Here is a 23,036-nt window from a genome sequence, read left to right on the forward strand (position 1 = left end):
GCGTCAGCGCGCGCCGAGGACCGCGTCCGGGGTGCCGCTGGCCGCCGCGTCGGCGGCGGAGGGCAGGCCGGCGTAGGCGCCGCGGTAGGCCGCGGCCGGGTGGTCGACGGCGACGCGCGGATGGCCCTCGCGGGACAGGTACTCGCGCAGCGTGGAGCCGGCGTAGTCCTCCCAGACGCGGCCGCGCTTGCGCAGTTCGGGGACGACGAGCTCGGTGAACTGCTCGAAGGAGCCGGGGGTGATGGCGTAGGCGAGGTTGATGCCGTCCAGCCCGGATTCGTCGACCCAGCGCTCCACCTCGTCGGCCACCGTCTCCGGAGAACCGACGAACACGGGGCCGATGCCGCCGATGCCCAGGTAGTCGGCGATGGCGCCCGGGGTCCAGGACCGGCCCGGGTCCGCGGTCGTGAAGATGGACAGGGCGGAGCGGGCCGCGTTGGTGTCGATGTACCGCAGCTCCTCGTCGGGCGCGTAGCGGGAGAGGTCGAGCCCGGACCACCCGCCGTAGAAGGTCAGCGCCCCCTCCCGCGAGGAGTAGGACAGGTACTCGCGGTGCAGCCGCTCCGCGGCCGCGTCGGAGTCGGCGACCACGGTGGTGACGAGCGCGTACGTCTTGGCAGCGTGCCGGGGACGCCCCGCGGCTTCGAGCTCGTCCCGGATGGCGTCGGTCTGCCGGCGGGTGACGGCGGTGTTGATCGAGTTGAGGAAGATCCCCTCGGCGTGGCGGGCCCCGAACCGGCGCCCGCGGGGCGAGGCCCCGGCTTGGAAGATCGCCGGGGTGCGCTGCGGGGACGGCTCGGACAGGTGGATCCCGGGCACGTCGAAGTGCCTGCCCCGGTGGTTGATGGGGTGGACCTTCGCGGGGTCCGTGTAGACGCCGCGCTCGCGGTCGAGGACGACGGCGTCGTCCTCCCACGAACCCTCCCAGAGCTTGTAGACGACGTCCATGAACTCGTCGGCGACGTCGTAGCGCTCGTCGTGGTCCAGCTGACGCGACAGCCCGAGGTTCCGGGCGGCCGATTCGAGGTAGCTGGTCACGACGTTCCAGCCCACGCGGCCGTCCGTGAGGTGGTCCAGCGTGGAGAACTTGCGGGCCAGCGCGTACGGCTGCTCGTAGGTCAGTGCGCTGGTCACGGCGAATCCGAGCCGCCGCGTGGCCGCCGCCATGGCGGAGACCTGCATGAACGGGTCGTTCAGCGGCACCTGGTCGGCGTCCAGCAGGGCCGGGGCCGAGGAGTTGCGGTACACGTCGTAGACGCCCAGGACGTCGGCCAGGAACAGGGCGTCGAACGTGCCCGCCTCCAGCGTCCGGGCCAGCCCGGTCCAGTACTCGAGCGTGTTGTAGGTGTGGGCCCGGTTCTCGGGGTGCCGCCAGAGGCCGGGGCTCTGGTGGGTCGGGGTGGTCATGTCGAAGGCGTTGAGTCCGATCCGGGACATCAGCGGCCCCCTTCCGTGGTCTGGGCGGCCCCGTATGGCGGCCGCCGGAGGAGTGCCTGGAGTGGGCCGGGCCGCCCGGTCCCCCGGGCGAGGGCGACCCCCAGGACGAGGATCGCGAGCAGGACGAGGCCCCGGCCGAGGCCCTGCCAGAAGAAGGACAGCCCCACGAGGTTCATCCCGTTGCTCAGCAGCGCGAAGACGAGCACCCCGATGAGCGTCCCGGGAACGGTCGCGCGCCCGCATCGGCTGAGCGTGGCGCCGATGAACACCGCACCGATCGCGTCCATGAGATACGCCTGTCCGCTGCCGGGCACGAAGCTGTTCGTGCGGGAGGCGAGGACGACGCCCGCGAACGCGGCGACGAGCGCGCAGAGGACGTACGCGGACGTGCCGAGCCTGCGGACCCGCAGCCCGACGATGGCGGCCGCCGTCGGCTGCTCGCCGGCGATGGTCACGGCCCTCCCCCACCGGGTCGCCCCGAGCAGCAGGCCGGTGCCCAGCGCGACGAGGGCCAGGATCACGATCGTCCCGTCGATGGTTCCGAGGAACCAGCCGCGGCCCAGCACCGCGAACTCCCCGGGCACGCGGCCCCCGGAGAGGTAGACCGGGGCGCCCCCGCCGGTGAGGAGCTGCTGGACGCTGGTGCCCACGAACCACACGCTGAGTGTCGCGAGGAACGGGGGGATGCGCAGGCCGTAGACGAGCGCCGCGTTCACGGCGCCGACGACGAGACCGAACACCAGGCCGGCCGCGATGGCGACCCACGCGCGGTACCCGTCGTGGATGAGGGTCGCGGCGGCGAGCGCGGCCAGGTCCAGCGCGACGCCGATCGACAGGTCGATGCCCCCGGCGCGCACCGCGATCGTCAGCCCGGTCGCGACGAGCCCCAGCAGGGACAGCTGGGCCAACACGCCCAGCAGGTTCCCGGGCGTCAGGAAGGCCGGCGAGAGCGTGCCGAACACCATGAGGATCGCGGCCAGCGCGACGGGGGCGACCAGGCGGGGAGCCAGTCCGGCGAGGCTGCGGGCGGCCCCCGTCGGCCGCGCGGCTGGACCGCCCGCGCGCTCGGGAGCCGGGGAGCCGTTCCCCGCGGCCGGGACGGTTCGTTCCTGGGTGAGGCTCATCGGGCGCTCCTTCCGCGCAGGGCGACGACGGCGAGGACCAGGAGGATCAGCGTGCCCTTGGCGGCGCCCGTCCACTGGCTGGAGACCCCGAGCAGCGTCAGGCCGTTGGTCAGTCCGGCCACGAAGACCGCGGCCACGAGGGTGCCGGGCACGTTGACCACGAGCCGGCGGGAGAAGACCGCGGACATGTACGCGACGAGGATGATGTCCAGCAGCACTTGGGCCCCGATGCCCGGCACGGCGGCCGAGAGGCGCGACGCGAGCAGGATGCCCGCGGTCCCGCCGAGCAGCGAGCTGAGGACGTAGCTGGCGAACCGGTACCGGTTCGGGTTCAGCCCCGCCACGGTGGCCGCGGTGGGGTTGCTTCCGACGGCGTAGCAGTTGATGCCGTAGGCCGTGCGTCCGAACGCCCACCAGGCGGCCGCGCCGATGAACGCCATCGCCACGGCGGCGGCGGGGACTCCCGCGACGCTGCCGTCGCGCAGCCAGCGGAACAGGCCGCCCTCGAGGGCCGTCTTGACGTTGCCGCTGACGACGAGCTCGAGCGAGGAGGCGATGCCCATGGTGGCCAGCGTGGCCAGGAGCGGCCGCAGCCCCAGGACCACCGCGGCGCCGTTGGCGACGCCGATGGCCGCGGCCGTCCCCAGGGCGGCCAGGACGGCGGTGCCGGCTGGGGCCCCGGCCGTCGCGGCGACGGCGGCGACCGTGCCGGCGAGTCCGGCGACCGCACCGATGGACAGGTCGATCCCGCCCGTGAGGACGTCGTCGCCCCCCGTCGCGATCACGACGGCGAGGCCGATGCCGGCGACCGCGAACACGGTGGCCTGGGTCAGGACGGCCCCGACGTTTCCCGGGGTGGCGAAGTGGGGGGACGCGAGGGCGAACGCGGCCAGGACGAGAACGACGACGGCGTACCCGGCCCAGGCGAGCAGGCCGCGGCCGGCCGCGGTCCGCGGGGAGGTGGCCCCGGGCGCGGGGATGGCGGTGGTGGCGCTCATGCGGGCTCCTTGGTGGTCTCGGCGCCGGAGGCGAGGGCGAGGATGCGGTCCGTGGTGGCGCCCGGCCCGGAGATCTCGGCGACGACGGATCCCCGGTGGAGGACCAGGATCCGGTCGGCGAGGCCCACGAGTTCCTCCAGGTCGACGGTCACCACCAGGACGGCGGCGCCGCCGTCGACCAGTTCGCCGAGGTGGGAGTAGATCTGGGCCCGGCTTCCGACGTCGACGCCGGAGGTCGGTTGGTCCAGGACGAAGACGGACGCGCCGGTGGCGAGCCACCGCCCCAGGACCACCTTTTGCTGGTTGCCTCCGGAGAGGCGGCCGGCGACGGCGGCGCCGTCCGCCGGGCGGACGTCGAGCCGCTTGACGAGACCAGCCGCCAGCGCCCGTTCCTTGGCCTGGGCGAGGAACCCGCCGGCGCGGCTGATGCTGCGCAGGCTCGCCGCGGTGAGGTTCTCTGCCACGGTGTGGCGGGTGAGCAGCCCGTCGCGGCGCCGGTCCGCGGGGACGTAGGCCCCGCCCGCGGCGACGAAGTCGGCGCCGTCCCGGATGGAGCGGCCGTGGACGGCCACCCGTCCGGCGCGGCGGACCGCGCCGGTCACGGCGTCGGCCACCGAGTCGACGCCGGAGCCCACCAGGCCGGTGACGGCGACGATCTCGCCGGGGCGGACCCGCAGGTCGAGCCCGTCCAGGGCCCCGGGAACCCGCAGGCCCTCCGTCTCCAACGCGGTGGCATCCGACCTCGGCGCGCGAGGCTGGCGCGCGTGGTCGAACTCGGTGACGGCACGGCCGACCATGAGCGCGACGACATCGTCGAGGGTGCCCTCGGCTCCGAGCCGGACGTCCCCTGCGTTGCGGCCGTTGCGCAGCACGCTGATCCGGTCGGTGATCTCCCGCAGCTCTTGGAGGTAGTGGGAGACGTAGACGATCCCCACCCCGGTGGCGCGAAGCCTCCGGAGGGTCCCGAAGAGCTGGTCGACCTCGCCGGCGGCGAGCGGGGCGGTCGGCTCGTCGAGGATCAGCACGCTCGGCTCGGCGAGCACTGCTCGGGTGATCTGGACCAGTTGCTGCTGGGCGACGGTGAGCTCGTCCACGAGCAGTCCGGCGTCCACGCGCTGGCCCGTGCACCGTTCGATGTCGGCGGCGGCCCGGCGCTCGAGCCCGCGGCGGTCCAGCCAGGCGGTGCCGGGCAGGTGGCCGAGGTAGAGCTGCTCGGCCACGGTGAGCCGCCCGGCCAGGTGCCGGTCCTGGTGGATGACCCGGATCCCGAGCGCCTCGGCGTCGGCGGGGCGGGCGATCCGGGCGGGGGCGCCGTCGACCTCGATGCCGCCGCCGTCGGCGGCGTACAGGCCGGTGAGGACCTTGATCAGGGTCGACTTGCCGGCCCCGTTCTCCCCGACCAGGCCCAGGATCTCCCCGCGGCGCAGGGTGAGGTCGACGCCGTCGAGGACGCGGGCGGGGCCGAAGGACTTGCCGATGCCGCGCAGGGCGAGCAGCGCGGGCTCAGATGCCAAGGTCACTGCGCACCTGCCCGACGTTGTCCTTGTCCACGAACACGGGCTCGAGGTAGCTCGTGGTCGGGACCTCGTCCTGCCGCCCGCCCAGGTACAGGGCGACGTTGTTCGCGGAGGTGGCGGCCATCTCGCGGGTCTGCTGGGCGACGGTGAACTCGAAGGAGCTCTCCGGGTCGGCGATCAGGTCCAGGGCGCCGGGCTCGGCGTCCACGCCGTAGAGGCCGATGTCGTCGCGGCCGGCCGCGTCGACGGCCTGCGCGGCGCCGATCAGGGGCATGTCCCAGCAGCTCCAGATGGCATCCACCTTGCCGTCGGGCAGGCGGCGCAGCTGGTCCTGGATCTGGCGCTTGGCGTCCTCGATGGTGCCCTCGTACTTGTCCTGCAGCTCGGGCTCGATGATCTCGATCTGCGGGTAGTCCTCAAGCACGAGCTTGAGGCTGTCGTACCGGATCCGGCACGGCGTGACGCCGGGGAAGCCGTTGAAGGCCAGGATCCGGCCCTCGCCGCCGATGTCCTCGGCCAGCGTCCGGGCCAGGGTGGTCCCGATGTTCCAGTTGTCGCTCGTGACGTTGTTGACGCTGTGCTTGGACTGGAAGTCGACCGTGAACAGGGGGATGTCCGCGTCCTCGACCTTCTTCAGCGCCGGCGTCAGTGTCTGCGCGTCGCCGAGGATGACGATGATCGCGTCGGGGCGCTGGGCGACGAGGTTCTCGACGTCCGTCACGTGCTTGCCGTCCTGGGCCTCGGCCTGGGTGGCGATGACGGTGCCACCCAGCTCCTCGATGCGCGCCTGGAGCTCCTCGTACACGACCCGGCTGAAGTCGTGGACGATGTCCTTCGCCGCGATGCCGACGGTCTTTCCCTCGAGGGAGGGCACGGAGGCGGCGGCTTGCGTGGCCTCGGCCGCCGCGCTGGGCGTTGCCCCGGCAGCGGGGGCGGCGCCGGCCGGAGCCGCGGGCTCCTTGAGGGAGCATCCGGTCAGGGCCGCGGATCCGGCCAGGGCGAGCGCGAGCAGTGTGGCGCCCGGACGGCGGCGGGTTGCGGTGGTGGTCATGGTGGGCGTCCTCCGGGTTGGTGCTGGGGAGCCGCGCACACTCCGGCGGCGCCAGGCGGCGTGCCGGTTCGCGTGGAACTCCATCGGTTCTGGCGGTAGCACTCGCCCCTGCGGGGGCCTTGCTGCGGCGTCGACGAGCCAGATCTCTCGGCCGCTCTGGATGGTGTGCCCCGATTCAACCAACGACGACGGTGCGCGTGGCACCCGCCCGTCACATGACCGCCACATGACGCCGTAGGGCGACGCAACGCGTCACGCGGCGCCATCTCCGGGCGACGGGACGGGGCAGGGCGCGTCACTCCGCGTCATGTGACGCGTCCGCACGACCTTTGTTGCGGGTCTGTTGCGCGCGCTCAGTCCCGGGTCGTGGTGTTCGGCGTCCGCTCGTCCTCCAGGAACCCGCGCAACAGGGCCGCCGTGCCCTCGAGGTGCTCGGCCATGCGGGCGCGCGCCGCCTCCGCGTCGCCGGCGAGGATCGCCGCGACGATCGCCGCGTGTTGCTCGTGCGAGTGGGCGATGTTGGGGTCGAGGACCGGGATCCTGTCGAGCAGGTCGCTGGTGGCGGACCGCGCCTCCGCGACCGCCTGCGCCAACATGGGCGAGCCCGAGAGCTCGGCGATGGCCACGTGGAGCCTGGCGTCCAGCGGCCGGTAGTGCGTGGGGTCCGCCCCGCCCACGGCGTCGAGCGCGGCGACCAGACCGGTGCGCTGCTCGGCGGAGAGCCGCGCCATCGCGGCGTGCGCCGCCGCCGCCGGTTCGACCACGGCCCGGAAGACGAGGACGTCCTCGACGCGGGCCGCGTCCTGGCTGCGCAGCGACCGGCCGGGCCCAGGGGCCCGGTCGGAGACCACGGCGCCGCCATACCGGCCCCGCTGGATCGTGATGTACCCGGCGCGCTGCAGTTCTGCGAGCGCCTCCCGGAGGGTGGCCCGGGAGACCCCCAGCTCCTCGGAGAGGTCCCGCTCGGCCGGCAGCCGCGTCCCGGGGGCGAAGACGCCCAGGCGCATCCCGCGCAGCAGCTGCTCGACCGTCTCCTCGAAGACGTTGCCGCGGCGCACCTGGCCGAGGACGCGGAACGCGGCGGCCGCGGGGCTGTCGGCGGACGGTGTCTCGGACATGGTGCAAGCATCGCACAGGCGGCAACGGCACCCCCAATGGTGTGGAAACAAACTTTTAATGGGTCTGCTCCGGCTCAAGCATTGACACCCACTGGTGGCGTGACTCACAGTGGTCAGCAGTCAAAGGACTAATAACAGTCCATTGATCTTCCAACTTCCTCCGCTGGCAGTGAGGCTTCCATGGCACGGACATCCCACATCGATTACGCAAGCGTCGACCACGACTACCTCAAGCACCGCCAGCTCAAACGCGGCGCCGCGGGCTGGGTCCTTCTGGCCGGGCTGGGGGTCGCCTACGTCGTCTCCGGCGACTTCTCCGGCTGGAACCTCGGCCTCGGCGTGGGCGGATGGGGCGGCCTGCTCATCGCGTTCGTGCTCATGGGGATCATGTACACCTGCATGGTCTTCGGGCTGGCCGAGATGTCCTCCACGCTCCCGACCGCCGGCGCCGGCTACGGCTTCGCGCGCCGGGCCCTCGGCCCCCTCGGCGGCTTCGCCACGGGCATGGCCGTGCTCATCGAGTACGCCGTCGCCCCCGCCGCCATCGCCACCTTCATCGGCGGCTACATCGAGGCGCTGGGGCTGTTCGGCATGACCAACTCCTGGCCCGTGTACCTCGTGGCGTACGTCGTCTTCATCGGCCTGCACATCTGGGGCGTCGGCGAGGCCCTGAAGGTCATGTTCGGCATCACCGCCATCGCCGTCGTCGCGCTCGTCATCACCGCCGTCGGGCTGGCGCCGCACTTCGAGGCGGCCAACCTCTTCGACATCGTCCCCGACGGCTCGGCCGGCTCCAGCGCGTTCCTGCCCTTCGGCTTCTCCGGCGTCCTGGCCTCGTTGGTGTTCGGCATCTGGTTCTTCCTGGCCATCGAGGGCGTCCCGCTGGCGGCGGAGGAGTCCGCCGACCCCCGCAGGGACATGCCGCGCGGCATCATCGGCGCCATGATGATCCTGATCGTCTCCGGGGCCGCGATGCTGGTCCTGGTCCCGGGCACCGCCGGGGCCGCCGCCATGGCCGGCTCCGACTCGCCGCTGCCGGAGGCGCTGCGGGCGGTCAGCAACCCCGTCCTGGCCGACATCGTCAACTACGCCGGGCTCGCCGGGCTCGTCGCCAGCTTCTTCTCCATCATCTACGCGTACTCGCGCCAGCTCTTCGCCCTGTCCCGCGCCGGCTACCTGCCGCGGTTCCTCTCGGTCACCACCGGCCGGCACACCCCGTGGGTGGCCCTGGTCGTGCCCGGCACGGTGGGGTTCATCCTCGCCGCCGCCACCGGCAACGGCGGTCTCCTGATCAACATCGCCGTCTTCGGCGCCACCCTCTCCTACGTGCTGCTGAACCTCAGCCACATCATGCTCCGCGTCCGCGAGCCGCACCTCGAGCGCGGCTACCGCACCCCGGGCGGCACCGCGACCACCGGTGTGGCGCTGGCCCTGGCCGTCGTGGCCCTCGTGGCGACCTTCGTCGTGGACGTCCTGGCGGCGACCATCACCGCCGCCGTCTTCGCCGCCGCCCTCGCCTACTTCTGGTTCTACAGCCGGCACCGCCTGGTCGCCAACGCCCCCGAGGAGGAGTTCGCGCTCCTCGCCGAAACGGAGAAGACCCTCAAATGACCGCACCGCTGATGACCGACACGACACCGAGGACCACGATGAACCACCCCCGCAACGACAAACTGCTCACCCGAGACCAGCTCTGCGACGGCATCCGGGCCGGCGAGATCGACAGCGTGATCCTGGCCTTCACCGACATGCAGGGCCGCCTGCAGGGCAAGATCGTCCACGGCGGCTTCTTCCTCGACTCCGTCCTGGACCACGGCGCCGAGGCGTGCAACTACCTCCTCGCGGTGGACACCGACATGAACACGGTGGACGGGTACGCGGTCTCGAGCTGGGACACCGGCTACGGGGACATGGTCTTCGACCTGGACCTCGACACCGTCCGCCGGGTGCCCTACCTGGACAAGACGGTCATGATCCAGTCGGACCTCTCCTACACCTCGGGCGAACCGGTGGCCGTCTCCCCGCGCGGCATCCTCCAGGCCCAGCGGGCCCGCGCCGGCGGGCTCGGGTTCCAGGCCCTCGCCGGCACCGAGCTCGAGTTCATGCTCTACAACACGAGCTACGAGGACGCCCAGAACGGCTCGTACGCCAACCTGGTCCCGGCGAACCTGCACAACGTCGACTACTCGATCCTGGGCTCGATGCGCGTCGAGCCGCTGTTGCGGGACGTCCGCAACGCCATGTTCGAGGCCGGGATGGTGGTGGAGTCGGCCAAGGGCGAATGCAACTTCGGCCAGCACGAGATCGCCTTCCGCTACGACGACGTCGTCACGACCGCCGACAACCACTCGTTCTACAAGCTGTCCGCGAAGCAGATGGCGGCCCAGCGCGGGCAGTCCGTCACGTTCATGGCCAAGCCGAACCCCCGCGAGGGCTCGTCGTGCCACATCCACATGTCCCTGCGGGGGCTGGACGGTGGGCTCGCGTTCTGGGACGCGGAGCGCCAGACGCGCAGCGCGACGTACGACCACTTCATCGCCGGCGTGCTCGCCACGATGCGCGAGTTCACGCTCCTCTACGCCCCGAACGTCAACTCCTACAAGCGGTTCGCGAAGGGTTCCTTCGCGCCCACGGCAGTCGCCTGGGGGATCGACAACCGCTCCTGCTCGGTACGCCTCGTCGGTTCCGGCGCCGCCGCCCGGCTGGAGAACCGGCTCCCGGGTGCGGACGCGAACCCGTACCTGGCCCTGGCGGCGATGCTGGCGGGCGGCCTGTACGGCGTCGAGAACGAGCTCGCGCTCCCGGACCGCGTCGACGGCAACGCCTACGAGTCGACGGCCGAGCACGTGCCCCGCACGCTGGCCGAGGCCCGGGAGCTGTTTGCCGCCTCGACGGTGGCCAAGCAGGTCTTCGGAGAGCAGGTGGTGCAGCACTACACGCACGCGGCGGACGTCGAGCTCGAGCAGTTCAACGCTGCGGTCACGGACTGGGAAGTCCGCCGCGGATTCGAGCGCCACTGATGGCGGCCGCCACCGCGCGCCGGCCGCGCATCGGACTCACCACCTACTGGCAGACCGCATCGTGGGGCGTGTGGAACAACACCGCCGCGATCGTCCCCGGGAACTACGTCACCGCCGTCGTCCGGGCCGGGGGCACGCCCCTGCTCCTGCCGCCCGTGGGCACCGACCCCTCGGTCCTCGACGCGCTCGACGGGCTCATCGTCGTCGGCGGCGTCGACGTGGACCCGGCGAACTACGGCGCCCCCGCCCACCCGACGACGCTGTCCCAGCCCGACCGCGACGACCACGACCTGGCCCTGACCCGGGCGGCGCTGGAGGCGGGCCTGCCGCTCTTCGCCATCTGCCGCGGCGCCCAGATCCTCAACGTGGCGCTCGGCGGGAACCTGCACCAGCACGTCCCGGACCTGCCCGCCGGGTCGAACTACCAGCCGGCGCCCGGCGTGTTCGGCAGCGTCGACTTCACCACGGCCCCGGGCTCGCTCGCGGAGGGCATCCTCGGGCCCGCCGCGTCCGCCCCGTGCTACCACCACCAGTCCATCGACCGCCTGGCCGACGGCCTGCGCGCCACGGCGTGGGCGGCCGACGGGACCATCGAGGCCGTCGAGGCCCCGGCCCGCCCCGGCTGGGCCCTCGGGGTCCAGTTCCACCCCGAGGAGAACCCGGGCGACGCCCGCCTCTTCGAGGCCTTCGTCGAGGCCGCGACCATCCACAGCAACCGCGAGGTGAGCCACGCATGAGCACCCACACCGTCCTGAACCCCGCGACCGGACTCCCCCTCCGGGACGTCCCGCTCACGACGCTCGAGGAGACCGACCGCGCCATCGGCGCCGCGGCCGCCGCGTTCGAGTCGTGGCGCGCCGTCGCCCCCGCGGACCGCGCGCGGCTCCTGCGGCGGTTCGCCGCCGCCGTCGACGCCGACATCGAGCACCTGGCCCGGCTCGAGGTCGCCAACGCCGGCCACACCATCGGCAACGCCCGCTGGGAGGCCGGCAACGCCCGGGACGTCATCGAGTACTACTCCGCGGCGCCGGAGCGCCACCTCGGGCAGCAGATCCCGGTGGCCGGGGGCGTCGACGTGACGTTCCACGAACCCCTGGGGGTCGTGGGCGTGATCGTGCCGTGGAACTTTCCGATGCCGATCGCGGCCTGGGGGTTCGCCCCGGCGCTGGCCGCGGGGAACACCGTCGTCGTGAAGCCCGCGGAGCTCACGCCGCTGACGGCGCTGCGCCTGGGGGAGCTGGCCCGCGAGGCCGGACTCCCCGAGGGCGTCTTGACCATCCTGCCGGGCAAGGGCTCGGTGGTCGGCGAGCGCTTCGTGACCCACCCGGCCGTGCGGAAGGTCGTCTTCACCGGCTCCACGGCCGTGGGCAAGCGGATCATGGCCGGCTGCTCCGAGCAGGTCAAGCGGGTGACCCTGGAGCTGGGCGGCAAGAGCGCGAACATCGTCTTCGCCGACGCCGACCTGGAGCAGGCCGCGGCGAGCGCGCCCGGGGGCGTGTTCGACAACGCCGGCCAGGACTGCTGCGCGCGCTCCCGGATCCTCGTGCAGGCCAGCGCGTACGAGCGCTTCCTGTCCCTGCTCGAGCCGGCCGTCTCCGGGTTCCGGGTCGGCGACCCCGCCGACCCCGCCTCCCAGATGGGTCCGCTGATCTCCGCCGCCCACCGGGACAAGGTCGCGTCCTACGTGTACGACGGCGGGGCCCGCCTGGGCGCCGACGTCGCCTTCCAGGGCACCGCCCCCGACGACGGCGGCTTCTGGTTCCCGCCGACCGTGCTCACCCCCCGGGACCCGGCCGCCCCCGCGCTGCGCGAGGAGATCTTCGGCCCGGTCGTCGCCGTCGTCCCGTTCGAGGACGAGGCGGACGCCCTGCGCATCGCCAACGACTCCGAGTACGGGCTCTCCGGCTCCATCTGGACCCGCGACGTCGGCCGGGCGCTGCGCGTCTCCCGGGGGCTCGAGGCCGGGAACCTGTCCGTGAACTCCCACTCCTCGGTCCGGTACTCGACGCCGTTCGGCGGCTTCAAGCAGTCCGGGCTGGGCCGGGAGCTCGGGCCCGACGCCCTGGCCGCGTTCAGCGAGACCAAGAACGTCTTCATCTCCACCACCGACTGACGCGGCGCCCCGCCGTCGTCCCCCAGCAACAGCAGAAGGAGCACACCATGACCAACGACCCCACCGCCCCGTACAACGGGCTCGTCACCAACCGCCTCGCGGGGCGCAGCGCCGTGATCACCGGAGGCGCCTCCGGCATCGGCTTCGCGACCGCGCAGCGCCTGGCCCACGAGGGCGCGGACGTCGTCATCGCGGACATCTGCGACGACGTCCGCGGCAAGGAGGCCGCCGACGCGGTCGGCGGGATGTTCGTGCGCACGGACGTCACCGTGGAGGACGACGTCAAGGAGCTCTTCCGGGCCACCCACGAGGCCCACGGCAGCGTCGACATCGCCTTCAACAACGCCGGCATCTCCCCTGCCGACGACGCCTCCATCCTCGAGACCGGGATCGAGGCCTGGCGCAAGGTGCAGGAGGTCAACCTGACCAGCGTCTACTACTGCTGCAAGCACGTGATCCCGTACATGCAGGCCCAGGGCCGGGGCTCGATCATCAACACGGCGTCGTTCGTGGCCGTCATGGGCGCCGCGACGTCCCAGATCTCCTACTCGGCCTCCAAGGGCGGCGTCCTGTCCATGAGCCGCGAGCTCGGGGTCGAGTTCGCCCGGCAGGGCATCCGGGTCAATGCGCTGTGTCCCGGCCCCGTGAACACGCCGCTGCTCAAGGAGCTGTTCGCCAAGGACCCGGAGAAGGCCGCGCGCCGCCTGGTGCACGTGCCGCTGGGCCGCTTCGCCGAGCCGGAGGAGCTCGCCGCGGCGGTCGCGTTCCTGGCCTCCGACGACTCGTCGTTCATCACGGCCAGCCAGTTCCTGGTCGACGGCGGGATCGCCGGCGCGTACGTGACGCCCCTGTAGGGGCTGCCCCAGGGTCCGGGCCGCTGGCGGTCCGGGCCCTGGCGCGTTTCCCAAACTGTCGGTGTCCCCTCGTAGCGTCGGAGTCGCTGGCCCGTTCGGGCCGGCACCAACGCAATCATGAGGGGGAACGGCGGCGCGGTCGAGGAGGGCGCCAACGCGTCGTCGTCCGCGTCCGAAGCGGCGGCCGTCTCGTCTCGGGAGGCGGCCCTGGCAGCGGAGGCCTCAGCGTCGGCCGCCGAGGTGTCGCGGGCCGCGGCGGAGCGCAAGCAACGCGTCGAGAACGCTCAGCCGGTCTCCGCACGGGACCTCGCCCTGCTGGTGAAGGACCCGGACGCGCACGCGGACGAGACGCTCGTGGTCTACGGGGAGATCACCCAGTTCGATTCGGCCACCGGCCAGTGCAACTTCCGGGCCAACGTGGCGCACCAGAACATGGCGGACACGTGGGACTACGAGCACAACTCGATCTTCACGGCCGGGGACGGGGACGCCGATTGCCCGGTCCTCGACGACTTCATCACCGACGACGAGGTCGAGGTCACGGTGACCGTCGTCGGCTCGTACAGCTACGACACGCAGATCGGCGGGAACACGACGGTTCCGGCGTTCGAGGTGGAGAAGATCCGGCTGCTTGGCTGAGCGGGACCGGGGGTGTCCCGCCCGAAGCCGACGATGGCGCCAGACTGAAGGGCAAGAGCGGCTTCCTGCCGGCCCTGGTGAGAGCGATGGTTGAGGGGAGCCGTTCGCCTGCCAAAAACGCGGGTGAACCACCTTCCTAACGGCCCCGGTTCAGGCGTCGCCCCACTTCCTCGGCTACCGCCGTGCCCACAGGTGCAACGACGGCCCTGGGGCACGTTGCCCATCACCTGCTCGACGTGGTTGCCGCACCCGGTCCACGTCGCCTTGCCACATCTGTCGCAGGTTGCGATCCGGCACATCAGAACCTCCTTGTTGGTTGGACCGCCGTGCGGTCGGCGCGCGCAGTCGCTACGCCCACCGGGGCCCACGGCACTTGCGTCATACCCCCATGGGTATTATCCTCGATAGTACGCGGTATACCCCTAGGGGTAATAATCGACGGGAAAGCGCCAACATCAGGAGGAACACATGCTGCTCGAGCGCATCTACGACGAGGACCTCGCCCAGGCGAGCTACTTCATCGGCTGCCAGCGGAAGGGCGAGGCCGTGGTGGTCGATGCCCGGCGCGACACCGCGCCCTACCTCGCACTGGCCGAGGCCAACGGCATGAGGATCGTGGCCGTGACGGAGACGCACATCCACGCGGACTACCTGTCCGGGACCCGGGAGTTGGCTGCCGCCACCGGCGCCGGGATCCACGTCTCGGGCGAGGGCGGAGACGACTGGCAGTACGGCTTCGAGGGACGGCGGCTGCGCGACGGGGACGAGATCTCGATTGGCAACATCACCATCCGGGCCGTTCACACCCCCGGCCACACGCCGGAGCACCTGTCCTTCCTGGTGACCGACGGCGCCTTCGCCGACGAGCCGGGCTACCTGCTCTCCGGCGACTTCGTCTTCGCCGGCGACCTGGGGCGGCCAGACCTGCTGGACGAGGCCGCTGGCGGGACCGACACCCGCTTCGAGGGCGCCAAGCAGCTGTTCGCCAGCCTGCGGGACCGGTTCCTCTCCCTGCCGGACCACGTGCAGGTGTACCCGGGGCACGGTTCCGGCAGCGCCTGCGGCAAGGCGCTGGGCGCCATCCCCTCCACCACGGTGGGATACGAGCGGCTCCACGCGTGGTGGGCCCCCTACCTCGCGGCCAACGACGAGCAGGGCTTCATCAGGGAGCTGCTGGACGGCCAGCCGGACGCGCACGCCTACTTCGGGCGCATGAAGCGCCAGAACCGGCTCGGCCCCGAGGTGGTCGGCGAACGCGCACCGCTCCGGGAGCTTTCCGCCATCGACGTCGCCCGGGACCTTGAGCGGGACGCGGCGACGTTCGTCGACACCCGCCCGAACAACGAGGTCCACGGCGGCACCGTCGCGGGATCCGTCAACATCCCCGCCGGGAGCAAATTCGCCAGCTTCGGCGCCTGGGCCATCGACCCCGAGAGCGACCACCGCCCCCTGGTCCTGCTCGCCCGCGACCAGGAACAGGCGCAGGAGATGTGGGACCACCTGGTCCGCGTCGGCATCGACAAGGTCACCGGCTACGTCACCGGGCTCGAGGGCCTGCCACTGCAGACCCCGCGCCTGGTCCAGCCCGAGGAACTCGAGGGATTCGACGCCGCCCTGGTGCTGGACGTGCGCAACAAGACCGAGCACTCCGAGGGACACATCCCCGGATCCGGCCAGCTCAGCGCCGGCCGCGTGCTGTGGCACCAGGACCAGCTGCCCGCCGGCGGGACCATCGTGACCTACTGCCAAAGCGGCGTGCGCAACTCGGTCGCCGCCAGCGCGCTGCGCCGCGCAGGCCACGACGTCGTCGAACTGGACGGCAGCTACGCCGCCTGGTCCGACTGGAAGGCCTCGCAGCCGGCCGACGCATAACCCCCTCCGCGCCGGCCACGGCGGGCAGGCCGCAAGGCAAGGGGCGCCCCGCTCGAAGCGGGGCGCCCGGCCCCGGACACGCAGGAGGGCGCCCCGCACGATGCGGGGCGCCCTCCTGCGTGCCGCCAGTCCCGGATTAGGCCAGCGAGAGGAAGAGCTTCTCCAGGTCCTTCTTGTCCATGGAGTTGTCCTCGCTGGCCAGGCACTGCTCCAGGCCGGTGGCGATGATCGCGAAGCCCGCCCTGTCCAGGGCCTTCGAGACGGCGGAGAGCTGGGTGACGACGTCCTTGCAGTCGCGGCCCTCCTCCAGCATGCGGACGACGGCGGCCAGCTGGCCCTGGGCCCGCTTGAGCCGGTTGACGACGGGCTTGAGTTCTGTGGTGTCCAGCTGCATCGGTGCCTCCCTGTGGTCCTGAGTTGATCCAATTCTATACCCCCTAGGGTGTATTGCATACCCATGGGGGTATGTGGCAGACTTCTGGGGACACATTCTCTCGACAGGAAGAGGCCCCCTTGTCCTCCGCAACCCCCACCGTGACCGACCTCGACGCCCAGACCCTGCGCGAGTGGATCACCCGCCACGAGGACCTGATCGTCATCGACGTCCGTTCCGCCGCAGAGTTCGAGACCATGCACATCCGCGGCTCCTACAACGTGCCGCTGCCCCTGCTCTCCGAGCACACCGACGAGCTCGCCGAGCGCCTCGGCAGCCGCGTGGTCCTGGTCTGCCAGTCCGGCGTCCGCGCCGAGCAGGCCCGCACCCGCCTCGACGGGGCCGGCATCGGCACGGCACTGGTCCTCGCGGGCGGCGTCCCCGGGTTCGCCGCAGCCGGGGGCGACGTGGTCCGCGGCGCCCAGCGCTGGGACCTCGAACGCCAGGTGCGCATGGTCGCGGGGTCCCTCGTGGTCGCCGGTCTGGTCGCCGGCAAGCTCGTTTCCCCGAAGCTGCGCGTCCTCGCGGGGGCGATCGGCACCGGCCTGACCTTCTCCGCCGCCACCAACACCTGCGCCATGGGCCAGGCCCTGGCCAAGATGCCGTGGAACAAGACCGCCTCCGAACCGACGGTCCGCACCGCCATCGGCCAGCTGCCGCACCGGAAGTAGACCACCCGCCGGACGTCCCCCGGGACGGCCTCCGGACCGGGCCAATAGACCGGGGCCGCGCGGCCCCCCATCCACCAGCAACGACAAAGGAAGAAACCCATGAGCGAAATCGACATCCGTGAAACCGACGCGCGGCGCAGCGCCGAGCAGCTCCTTGACGTCCGCGAGGACTTCGAGGTTGCCGAGGGCACGATCCCCGGAGCCCTGCACATCCCCATGGGCGAGCTCAACGAACGCCTGGGCGAGATCGACGCCACCCGCCCGGTGATCGTCGTCTGCCGCAGCGGCAACCGCAGCGCCCGCGTCGCCGACGCCCTGAACGCCGCGGGGTACCGGGCGGACACCATGGCCGGCGGCATGAGCGCCTGGCAGCGCGCCGGCCTGCCCACCGCCTAGGACCGGCCCCGCCGGCAAAGACACAGGAACCCACACATGACCCTCACCCTTGCCCTGACGCTGCTGCTCGCCGTCCTCATCGGCGTTTCCCTCGGCCTGCTCGGCGGAGGCGGGTCCATCCTCACCGTCCCGATCCTCACCTACGTGGCCGGCCTGTCGCCCAAGGAGGCCATCGCCGCCTCGCTCTTCGTCGTGGGCGCGACCTCCGCGGTCAGCGCCGTCGACCACGCCCGGAAGAAACGCGTGAAGTGGCGCACCGGCCTGGTCTTCGGCGTGGCCGGCATGGCCGGGGCCTTCGGCGGCGGACTGCTCGGCGGACACATCCCCGGCACCGTCCTGATGCTCGCCTTCGCCCTCATGATGGTCGCCACCTCCATCGCCATGATCCGCGGCCGCAAGACCCCCACGCAAAAGGCCCGCGACGGCGAACTGCCCGTCCTGAAGGTGGTCCTCGAGGGACTCGTCGTCGGCCTGGTCACGGGTCTCGTCGGAGCCGGCGGGGGCTTCCTCGTCGTGCCCGCCCTCGCACTGCTCGGCGGCCTGTCCATGCCGGTCGCGGTCGGCACCTCGCTCGTGGTGATCGCCCTGAAGTCCTTCGCCGGACTCGGCGGCTACCTCACCACCGTCACCCTCGACTGGGCCCTCGTCGGCGCGGTCACCGTCGCGGCGATCCTCGGCTCCTTCATCGGTGCCCGCCTCGCCGGGCGCATCCCCGAAACCGCCCTGCGCAAGGGATTCGGGGTCTTCGTCCTCGCCATGGGCGTCTTCGTCCTGATGCAGGAACTCCCCTCCCCCGCCAACCTGGTCGTCGGCATCGCCGCCGCCGCCCTCGCGGCCGCCGCCGCGCTCTGCCGGTTCGCCGTTCCCGGCTGCCCCCTGCGCAAGGCACTGGCCTCCCCCGCGCCGGCACCGGGCGACAACCACTAACCCGCCGGCATCACCTCCATCCCGACACCGATGGCCCTCCGCGACGGCATCCAAGTCTTCAGCCAGCCCGGCGCGCTGCCCGCCGCCGGCCTCCAGCAGGTCATCACCGCCGCCAGGGCCCTGGACATGGACGACGTCCGGGCCACACTCGACCAGCAGCGGAGCCCACCGGCCTAGGCACCCGCCCCCGCCCGCTGATCCGTGCCGACCGCCGCCAGGAGCCCCCGCATGAACAACTCCGCCACGGGACACCCGCCCGCCTTGGGACTACGCGCCAACGCCGCGCAGTTCGCCCTGCTCGTGGCCGTGAACGCCCTCGTCGGCGCGATGGTGGGCCAGCAGCAGACCGTGCTGCCCCTGCTGGCCCAACAGGACTTCGGGCTTACCGGGTACACGTTCCTGTTCACCTACGTGGCCGCATTCGGCCTCGCCAAGGCCGCGGCCAACTACGCTGCCGGGGTGCTCTCGGACCGGCACGGGCGCCGACCGGTCCTGCTGGCGGGCTGGGTCCTCGCCCTGCCCGTGCCCCCGATGCTCATCTGGGCCCCCGACTGGGGCTGGATCGTGGCCGCCAACGTCCTGCTGGGCCTGCACCAGGGCCTGGCCTGGTCCACGACCGTCGTGATGAAGATCGACCTCGTCGGACCGTCCCGGCGCGGCCTGGCCATGGGACTGAACGAGGCCGCGGGCTACGGCGCCGTCGCCGCCACCTCGCTCCTGGCCGGCCACCTCGCCGCAACACACGGGCTGCGCCCCGCACCGTTCCTGGTCGGCCTGTTCTACGCCGTCCTCGGCCTCGCCCTCTCCGCCGCCCTGGTCCGCGAAACCAGGGACCACGCCCGCCTCGAGGCGGCCTCCCCGGCAGGAGGAACCGACCACCCCGACGCCGGGCTCGGCACCCGGGACATCGTCGCCCGCACCAGCCTGCGGGACTCTGCCCTGTCCTCCGCGAGCCTGGCCGGGCTGGTGAACAACCTCAACTTCGGACTCGCCTGGGGCGTCTTTCCCCTCCTCTTCGCGGCCTCGGGCCTTCCCGTGGGGCAGACCGCCCTGCTCTTCGCCCTCTACCCCGCGGTGTGGGGAGCCGGGCAGTTGGCCACCGGAGCCCTGTCGGACCGCATCGGCCGCAAACCGCCGATCACCGCCGGGATGGCGCTCCAGGCGGCCGCCCTGGGCCTCATCGCCCTCGGCGACGGATTCGGCCACTGGGCTTGGGGGACCGTTCTGCTCGGCGCAGGCACCGCACTGGTCTACCCGACACTGCTCGCCGTCATCGGCGATACCGCCCACCCGGCCTGGCGCGGGCGGGCCGTTGGCATCTACCGCGTGTGGCGGGACCTGGGGTACGTGGCCGGCGCCGTCCTCGGCGGTGCCGCAGCGGACCTCCTCGGCCTCAACGCCGCCGTCTGGGTGGCCGCCGCTCTCAGCGCCGGCACCGCCGCGGTGGTCGCCGTCAGGCTGCACGAGACACTGCCAGGCCGCACCGCGCACGCCTAGCCATACCCCGGCGGGTGTCTACGGATGCCCTTCCCGGTGCCGACGCACCGGGGGTACCGTGGCCGCAGCCCCAGTTCCGGAAGGAGTGCTCGCCATGGAAGTCACCACGATCGAGACCGCGCCGCTGGGCGACCGCAGCTACCTGGTCCACGACGGCCACCACGCGCTGGTGGTCGATCCGCAGCGCGACACCGACCGCGTCGAGAAGGCCATCGCCGACGCCGGCGTCACGATCACCCACGTCGCCGAGACCCACATCCACAACGACTACCTCAGCGGAGGACTGCACCTGGCCCGGACGCACGGTGCCGCCTACCTCGTCAACGCCGCGGACGAGGTCGACTTCGAGCGCACCCCCATTCGCGACGGGGACACCGTCCGCGTCGGACGCCTCGAGGTCAGGGCCGTCGCCACCCCCGGGCACACCCACCACCACCTCTCCTACATCGTCACCGACGGCGCCCAACAGGCCGTCTTCTCCGGAGGAAGCCTGCTCTATGGATCCGTCGGCCGCACCGACCTCGTCGACGATTCCGACACCGTCGGGCTCACCCACGACCAGTACGCCTCCGCCCACCGCCTGGCCCGGGAGGCCCGCGAGACCGCGGACCTCTACCCGACCCATGGTTTCGGCTCGTTCTGCTCCTCGGGTCCCTCCACCCACACCGACCACTCCACCCTGGGCGAGCAGAAGCGCACCAACCACGCGCTCACCGACGACGACGAGGAACACTTCGTCCAGGAACTGATCAACAACCTCACCGCCTACCCCTCCTACTACGCCCACATGGGTGCAGCCAACCGGAGCGGCCCCGGCCCCGCCCAACTCGACGTCCCCAGGCCCCTCGACGCCGACGAGCTCCAGCGCCGCCTCGCCGCGGGCGAATGGGTGGTGGACCTGCGCCACCGCGTGGCCTTCGCCCGAAACCACCTCAGCGGCAGCCTCGGCTTCGAATACGGGGACGGAAAGAACTTCACCACCTACCTCGGCTGGCTCATGCCCCGGGGCCGGCCCCTGACCCTGGTCGGGGAGCGCGCCGAGATCCGACAGGCCATCCGCGACCTCTCCCGCATCGGCGTCGACAACCCCAACGCCGCGATCGGCGACGGCCCCGAAACGCTCGCTCCCGGAGCCCCGACCTCGTCCTACCCCAGCGTGGACTGGGACCAGGTCCGGGAACGCCCCGCCACGGAGCCCGTCCTCGACGTGCGGCGGACCGACGAACACCACGCCTCCCACCTCCGCGGCGCAACGAACATCCCACTGCACGAACTCCCGGACCGGCTCGACGAGGCCCCCGCGGGCCGGCTCTGGGTCCACTGCGGGTCCGGCTACCGCGCCGCCGTCGCCTGCAGCCTCCTACAGCGCGCCGGCCGCGACGTCGTGCACATCAACGCCGCCTACGCCGACGCCGAAGCAGCCGGATTACCCCTCACCGGAGAAAATTGACCCGCGACCGCCAACGCCAAAGGAGCCCCATGCCTTACACCCACAGCACGACCACTCCCCTCCCCTGGGCCGATGCCGTCGAGCGCACCCGCAGCGCCCTCGCCGACCAGGGATTCGGCGTCCTCACCGAGATCGACGTCAGAGCCACCTTCGCCAAGAAGCTCGGACAGGACGCTGGCGATGCCATCGGCGACTACATCATCCTCGGCGCCTGCAACCCGCAACTCGCCCAACGCGGCCTCGGCGCGGAACCCGAACTCGGGGCGCTCCTACCGTGCAACGTCGTCGTCCGCCGCGCCCCCGGCGCCAACGAAACGACCGTGGAAACCATCGACCCCCAGACCATGGTCCAGCTCAGCGGCACCGACGCCGTCCGCGAAGTCGCCCACGACGCCGACGCACGACTCCGAGCGGCCCTGGACGTCATCGGCACTCGACGCCCCGAATGACGGATTGAGCGCGTCCACCCCGAATCCGACGGCATCGGCAGGTCGTTGGCCTTCCTGCTGTGCCCCGGCCGAAGCTCCGGCACCTGGGGCGGATCCCGTGGTGGGACACCCCCGTCGCGTGTCATAGGGTGCTCTCTAGACCCCATCCGCCCCCCAAGGAGCCCGCCACGCCACGCCTGCCAGCCCCGCGCACCGCCCTGCCGTGGGTGCTTGCCGGGATCGTCATGGTGGCGCTGAGCCTGCGGGCCCCGATCATCGCCCCGACCGCGGTCATCGGAGAGATCCAGGCCGGCACCGGACTGAACGCGATCGGCGCGGGCCTGCTCACCGGCCTGCCGGTCCTCCTTTTCGCGGTCGCGACCCCGCTGGCCACCCGCACCATCCGCCGCTACGGGGCCGAGGCGACCGTCGTCCTGTGCCTGGCCGGGGTCCTGGCGGGCACGGTCATCCGGTCGGCCGGTCCCGCGTCGGTCGTCATGGCGGGGACCGTCCTCATCGGCACGGCCATGACGCTGGGCAACATCGCGGTCCCGGTGATCATCCGCCGCGACGTCCCGTGGAACCGGGTCGCCGCCGCCACCGGCGCGTACTCGGCGACGATGAACATCGGCTCCATGGCCACGCTGCTCGGCACCGCGCCGCTCGCGGCCGCCGTCGGCTGGCGGTGGGCGATCGCCGCGTGGGGCGCGGTGACCGCCGTCGGGCTGGGCTACTGGCTCCTGCGGATGCGCCGCCGCGCGGCCGCGCCCGCCGCCGCCCCGCGTCCTAGGAGTACGACGGCGGCGCGCCCCTCCCCCGACGGCCCGGGTGCCGCGGCCGCCACGGAGCACGCCTCCGCGCGGTCCGCGCGCAACCGCCGGATCACCGCGCTGCTGGTCCTGACGTTCTGCGGGCAGTCCGCCGCCTACTACGCCACGACGGCGTGGCTGCCGCTGATGCTCAACGAGACCCGCGGCCTGTCCCTGGCCGCCTCCGGCGCGGCCGCGTCGCTGTTCCAGGTCGCCGCGATCGTCGGCGCCTTCGGCGTCCCGCTCCTCGCGGCTCGCACCCGGGCGTGGACACCGATGGCGGCCGTCGCCGTCTGCTGGATCGCCCTGCCGATCGGGCTGCTGGCGGCCCCCGAGGCCTACGTGCTCTGGTCCATCGTCGGCGGCGTCGCGCAGGGCGGCGGGTTCACGGCGATCTTCTCGATCATCCCGCGGATCTCCGGGAGCGATGCCGAGGCCGCCTCGGCCTCCGCGCGCATCCAGGGTGGCGGGTACCTGGCCGCGACGGCGGCCCCACCCCTGGCCGGCTGGCTGAACACGCTCACGGGCGGGTGGTCCGCCCCGCTGGCCCTGGTCCTCACGGCGACCCTGGCGTTCACGGTCGGCGGCCTGCTCGCGGCGCGGCTCGCGGAGCGTCGGTAGACGGCCACCGGGACGGCTGGGACACATGCCGCCGCGCAGTCCCGGTGCCGCGCGGCGTGTC

At 72.3% G+C, this 23,036-nt stretch carries 22 protein-coding genes and 1 riboswitch; of the genes, 15 read left to right on the top strand and 7 right to left on the bottom strand.

Features of this window, described 5'->3' with window-relative positions; all coding sequences use genetic code 11:
- Positions 1–3: 3 nt before the first annotated feature.
- The 6 genes from AC1Q5D_RS14310 to AC1Q5D_RS14335 all read right to left on the bottom strand — a co-directional run bounded on the left by AC1Q5D_RS14310 (position 4) and on the right by AC1Q5D_RS14335 (position 7,245).
- Positions 4–1,437, bottom strand: coding sequence for an LLM class flavin-dependent oxidoreductase (locus AC1Q5D_RS14310; RefSeq protein WP_481739137.1), 1,434 nt, complete (start codon positions 1,435–1,437; stop codon positions 4–6).
- The gene (locus AC1Q5D_RS14315; protein WP_481739138.1) at positions 1,437–2,561 is read right to left on the bottom strand and encodes an ABC transporter permease; all 1,125 of its coding nucleotides are present in this window, start codon (positions 2,559–2,561) and stop codon (positions 1,437–1,439) included. The genes AC1Q5D_RS14310 and AC1Q5D_RS14315 overlap by 1 nt, the downstream gene beginning before the upstream one ends.
- Positions 2,558–3,559 (bottom strand): ABC transporter permease, encoded by a 1,002-nt coding sequence (locus AC1Q5D_RS14320; protein WP_481739139.1) that lies wholly within the window; start codon positions 3,557–3,559, stop codon positions 2,558–2,560. Before AC1Q5D_RS14320 ends, AC1Q5D_RS14315 begins: the two co-directional genes overlap by 4 nt.
- Positions 3,556–5,073: a sugar ABC transporter ATP-binding protein gene (locus AC1Q5D_RS14325; protein WP_481739140.1), complete on the bottom strand. Its 1,518-nt coding sequence runs from the start codon at positions 5,071–5,073 to the stop codon at positions 3,556–3,558. The genes AC1Q5D_RS14320 and AC1Q5D_RS14325 overlap by 4 nt, the downstream gene beginning before the upstream one ends.
- Positions 5,063–6,127: a substrate-binding domain-containing protein gene (locus AC1Q5D_RS14330; protein ID WP_481739141.1), complete on the bottom strand. Its 1,065-nt coding sequence runs from the start codon at positions 6,125–6,127 to the stop codon at positions 5,063–5,065. The genes AC1Q5D_RS14325 and AC1Q5D_RS14330 overlap by 11 nt, the downstream gene beginning before the upstream one ends.
- Before the next feature lie 77 nt (positions 6,128–6,204).
- A riboswitch (SAM riboswitch) is annotated at positions 6,205–6,294 on the bottom strand.
- Positions 6,295–6,480: 186 nt separating this feature from the next.
- Entirely contained in the window at positions 6,481–7,245 is a 765-nt protein-coding gene (locus AC1Q5D_RS14335) for a FadR/GntR family transcriptional regulator (protein ID WP_481739142.1), read from the bottom strand.
- A 180-nt stretch (positions 7,246–7,425) separates the two neighbouring features.
- Here AC1Q5D_RS14335 and eat point away from each other — a divergent pair, with 180 nt between their 5' ends.
- From eat to AC1Q5D_RS14370, 7 genes are all read left to right on the top strand, one after another.
- A complete protein-coding gene (eat, locus tag AC1Q5D_RS14340; protein ID WP_481739143.1) occupies positions 7,426–8,856 on the top strand; it encodes an ethanolamine permease in 1,431 nt (476 codons plus the stop codon).
- Complete coding sequence (locus tag AC1Q5D_RS14345; RefSeq protein WP_481739144.1) at positions 8,853–10,265, top strand: glutamine synthetase family protein; 1,413 nt, start codon at positions 8,853–8,855, stop codon at positions 10,263–10,265. The genes eat and AC1Q5D_RS14345 overlap by 4 nt, the downstream gene beginning before the upstream one ends.
- Complete coding sequence (locus AC1Q5D_RS14350; RefSeq protein WP_481739145.1) at positions 10,265–11,002, top strand: gamma-glutamyl-gamma-aminobutyrate hydrolase family protein; 738 nt, start codon at positions 10,265–10,267, stop codon at positions 11,000–11,002. The genes AC1Q5D_RS14345 and AC1Q5D_RS14350 overlap by 1 nt, the downstream gene beginning before the upstream one ends.
- Positions 10,999–12,378, top strand: coding sequence for an aldehyde dehydrogenase family protein (locus tag AC1Q5D_RS14355; protein ID WP_481739146.1), 1,380 nt, complete (start codon positions 10,999–11,001; stop codon positions 12,376–12,378). Before AC1Q5D_RS14350 ends, AC1Q5D_RS14355 begins: the two co-directional genes overlap by 4 nt.
- 47 nt (positions 12,379–12,425) lie before the next feature.
- Complete coding sequence (locus AC1Q5D_RS14360) at positions 12,426–13,232, top strand: 3-oxoacyl-ACP reductase (RefSeq protein ID WP_481739147.1); 807 nt, start codon at positions 12,426–12,428, stop codon at positions 13,230–13,232.
- A gap of 117 nt (positions 13,233–13,349) precedes the next feature.
- Positions 13,350–13,871 (top strand): hypothetical protein, encoded by a 522-nt coding sequence (locus AC1Q5D_RS14365; RefSeq protein WP_481739148.1) that lies wholly within the window; start codon positions 13,350–13,352, stop codon positions 13,869–13,871.
- Positions 13,872–14,339: 468 nt separating this feature from the next.
- The gene (locus AC1Q5D_RS14370) at positions 14,340–15,743 is read left to right on the top strand and encodes an MBL fold metallo-hydrolase (RefSeq protein WP_481739149.1); all 1,404 of its coding nucleotides are present in this window, start codon (positions 14,340–14,342) and stop codon (positions 15,741–15,743) included.
- Positions 15,744–15,879: 136 nt separating this feature from the next.
- On the opposite strand, the gene AC1Q5D_RS14375 is transcribed toward AC1Q5D_RS14370, so the two are convergent.
- Positions 15,880–16,137, bottom strand: coding sequence for a metal-sensitive transcriptional regulator (locus tag AC1Q5D_RS14375; RefSeq protein ID WP_481739150.1), 258 nt, complete (start codon positions 16,135–16,137; stop codon positions 15,880–15,882).
- Between the two features lie 71 nt (positions 16,138–16,208).
- Between AC1Q5D_RS14375 and AC1Q5D_RS14380 the strand changes: the two genes are divergently transcribed.
- From AC1Q5D_RS14380 to AC1Q5D_RS14415, 8 genes are all read left to right on the top strand, one after another.
- Complete coding sequence (locus AC1Q5D_RS14380; protein ID WP_481739151.1) at positions 16,209–16,847, top strand: rhodanese-like domain-containing protein; 639 nt, start codon at positions 16,209–16,211, stop codon at positions 16,845–16,847.
- Positions 16,848–16,946: 99 nt separating this feature from the next.
- Positions 16,947–17,243, top strand: a complete 297-nt coding sequence (locus AC1Q5D_RS14385) for a rhodanese-like domain-containing protein (RefSeq protein WP_481739152.1) — start codon at positions 16,947–16,949, stop codon at positions 17,241–17,243.
- Positions 17,244–17,279: 36 nt separating this feature from the next.
- The gene (locus AC1Q5D_RS14390; protein WP_481739153.1) at positions 17,280–18,170 is read left to right on the top strand and encodes a sulfite exporter TauE/SafE family protein; all 891 of its coding nucleotides are present in this window, start codon (positions 17,280–17,282) and stop codon (positions 18,168–18,170) included.
- A 30-nt stretch (positions 18,171–18,200) separates the two neighbouring features.
- Positions 18,201–18,347 (top strand): hypothetical protein, encoded by a 147-nt coding sequence (locus AC1Q5D_RS14395; RefSeq protein WP_481739154.1) that lies wholly within the window; start codon positions 18,201–18,203, stop codon positions 18,345–18,347.
- A 51-nt stretch (positions 18,348–18,398) separates the two neighbouring features.
- On the top strand, positions 18,399–19,667 hold the full coding sequence (locus tag AC1Q5D_RS14400) for an MFS transporter (RefSeq protein WP_481739155.1): 1,269 nt from the start codon (positions 18,399–18,401) through the stop codon (positions 19,665–19,667).
- A 94-nt stretch (positions 19,668–19,761) separates the two neighbouring features.
- The gene (locus AC1Q5D_RS14405) at positions 19,762–21,117 is read left to right on the top strand and encodes an MBL fold metallo-hydrolase (protein ID WP_481739156.1); all 1,356 of its coding nucleotides are present in this window, start codon (positions 19,762–19,764) and stop codon (positions 21,115–21,117) included.
- Between the two features lie 29 nt (positions 21,118–21,146).
- Positions 21,147–21,566 (top strand): DUF302 domain-containing protein, encoded by a 420-nt coding sequence (locus AC1Q5D_RS14410; protein ID WP_481739157.1) that lies wholly within the window; start codon positions 21,147–21,149, stop codon positions 21,564–21,566.
- A gap of 224 nt (positions 21,567–21,790) precedes the next feature.
- The gene (locus AC1Q5D_RS14415; protein ID WP_481739158.1) at positions 21,791–22,975 is read left to right on the top strand and encodes an MFS transporter; all 1,185 of its coding nucleotides are present in this window, start codon (positions 21,791–21,793) and stop codon (positions 22,973–22,975) included.
- Positions 22,976–23,036: the final 61 nt, after the last annotated feature.

This window comes from Arthrobacter paludis, assembly GCF_056782315.1.

Bases quoted from the DNA above. Each gene is read 5' to 3' on its own strand.
- AC1Q5D_RS14310 (WP_481739137.1), bottom strand. From the start codon at position 1,437: ATGTCCCGGATCGGACTCAACGCCTTCGACATGACCACCCCGACCCAC.
- AC1Q5D_RS14315 (WP_481739138.1), bottom strand. From the start codon at position 2,561: ATGAGCCTCACCCAGGAACGAACCGTCCCGGCCGCGGGGAACGGCTCC.
- AC1Q5D_RS14320 (WP_481739139.1), bottom strand. From the start codon at position 3,559: ATGAGCGCCACCACCGCCATCCCCGCGCCCGGGGCCACCTCCCCGCGG.
- AC1Q5D_RS14330 (WP_481739141.1), bottom strand. From the start codon at position 6,127: ATGACCACCACCGCAACCCGCCGCCGTCCGGGCGCCACACTGCTCGCG.
- AC1Q5D_RS14335 (WP_481739142.1), bottom strand. From the start codon at position 7,245: ATGTCCGAGACACCGTCCGCCGACAGCCCCGCGGCCGCCGCGTTCCGC.
- eat (WP_481739143.1), top strand. From the start codon at position 7,426: ATGGCACGGACATCCCACATCGATTACGCAAGCGTCGACCACGACTAC.
- AC1Q5D_RS14345 (WP_481739144.1), top strand. From the start codon at position 8,853: ATGACCGCACCGCTGATGACCGACACGACACCGAGGACCACGATGAAC.
- AC1Q5D_RS14350 (WP_481739145.1), top strand. From the start codon at position 10,265: ATGGCGGCCGCCACCGCGCGCCGGCCGCGCATCGGACTCACCACCTAC.
- AC1Q5D_RS14355 (WP_481739146.1), top strand. From the start codon at position 10,999: ATGAGCACCCACACCGTCCTGAACCCCGCGACCGGACTCCCCCTCCGG.
- AC1Q5D_RS14360 (WP_481739147.1), top strand. From the start codon at position 12,426: ATGACCAACGACCCCACCGCCCCGTACAACGGGCTCGTCACCAACCGC.
- AC1Q5D_RS14365 (WP_481739148.1), top strand. From the start codon at position 13,350: ATGAGGGGGAACGGCGGCGCGGTCGAGGAGGGCGCCAACGCGTCGTCG.
- AC1Q5D_RS14370 (WP_481739149.1), top strand. From the start codon at position 14,340: ATGCTGCTCGAGCGCATCTACGACGAGGACCTCGCCCAGGCGAGCTAC.
- AC1Q5D_RS14375 (WP_481739150.1), bottom strand. From the start codon at position 16,137: ATGCAGCTGGACACCACAGAACTCAAGCCCGTCGTCAACCGGCTCAAG.
- AC1Q5D_RS14380 (WP_481739151.1), top strand. From the start codon at position 16,209: ATGTGGCAGACTTCTGGGGACACATTCTCTCGACAGGAAGAGGCCCCC.
- AC1Q5D_RS14385 (WP_481739152.1), top strand. From the start codon at position 16,947: ATGAGCGAAATCGACATCCGTGAAACCGACGCGCGGCGCAGCGCCGAG.
- AC1Q5D_RS14390 (WP_481739153.1), top strand. From the start codon at position 17,280: ATGACCCTCACCCTTGCCCTGACGCTGCTGCTCGCCGTCCTCATCGGC.
- AC1Q5D_RS14395 (WP_481739154.1), top strand. From the start codon at position 18,201: ATGGCCCTCCGCGACGGCATCCAAGTCTTCAGCCAGCCCGGCGCGCTG.
- AC1Q5D_RS14400 (WP_481739155.1), top strand. From the start codon at position 18,399: ATGAACAACTCCGCCACGGGACACCCGCCCGCCTTGGGACTACGCGCC.
- AC1Q5D_RS14405 (WP_481739156.1), top strand. From the start codon at position 19,762: ATGGAAGTCACCACGATCGAGACCGCGCCGCTGGGCGACCGCAGCTAC.
- AC1Q5D_RS14410 (WP_481739157.1), top strand. From the start codon at position 21,147: ATGCCTTACACCCACAGCACGACCACTCCCCTCCCCTGGGCCGATGCC.
- AC1Q5D_RS14415 (WP_481739158.1), top strand. From the start codon at position 21,791: ATGGTGGCGCTGAGCCTGCGGGCCCCGATCATCGCCCCGACCGCGGTC.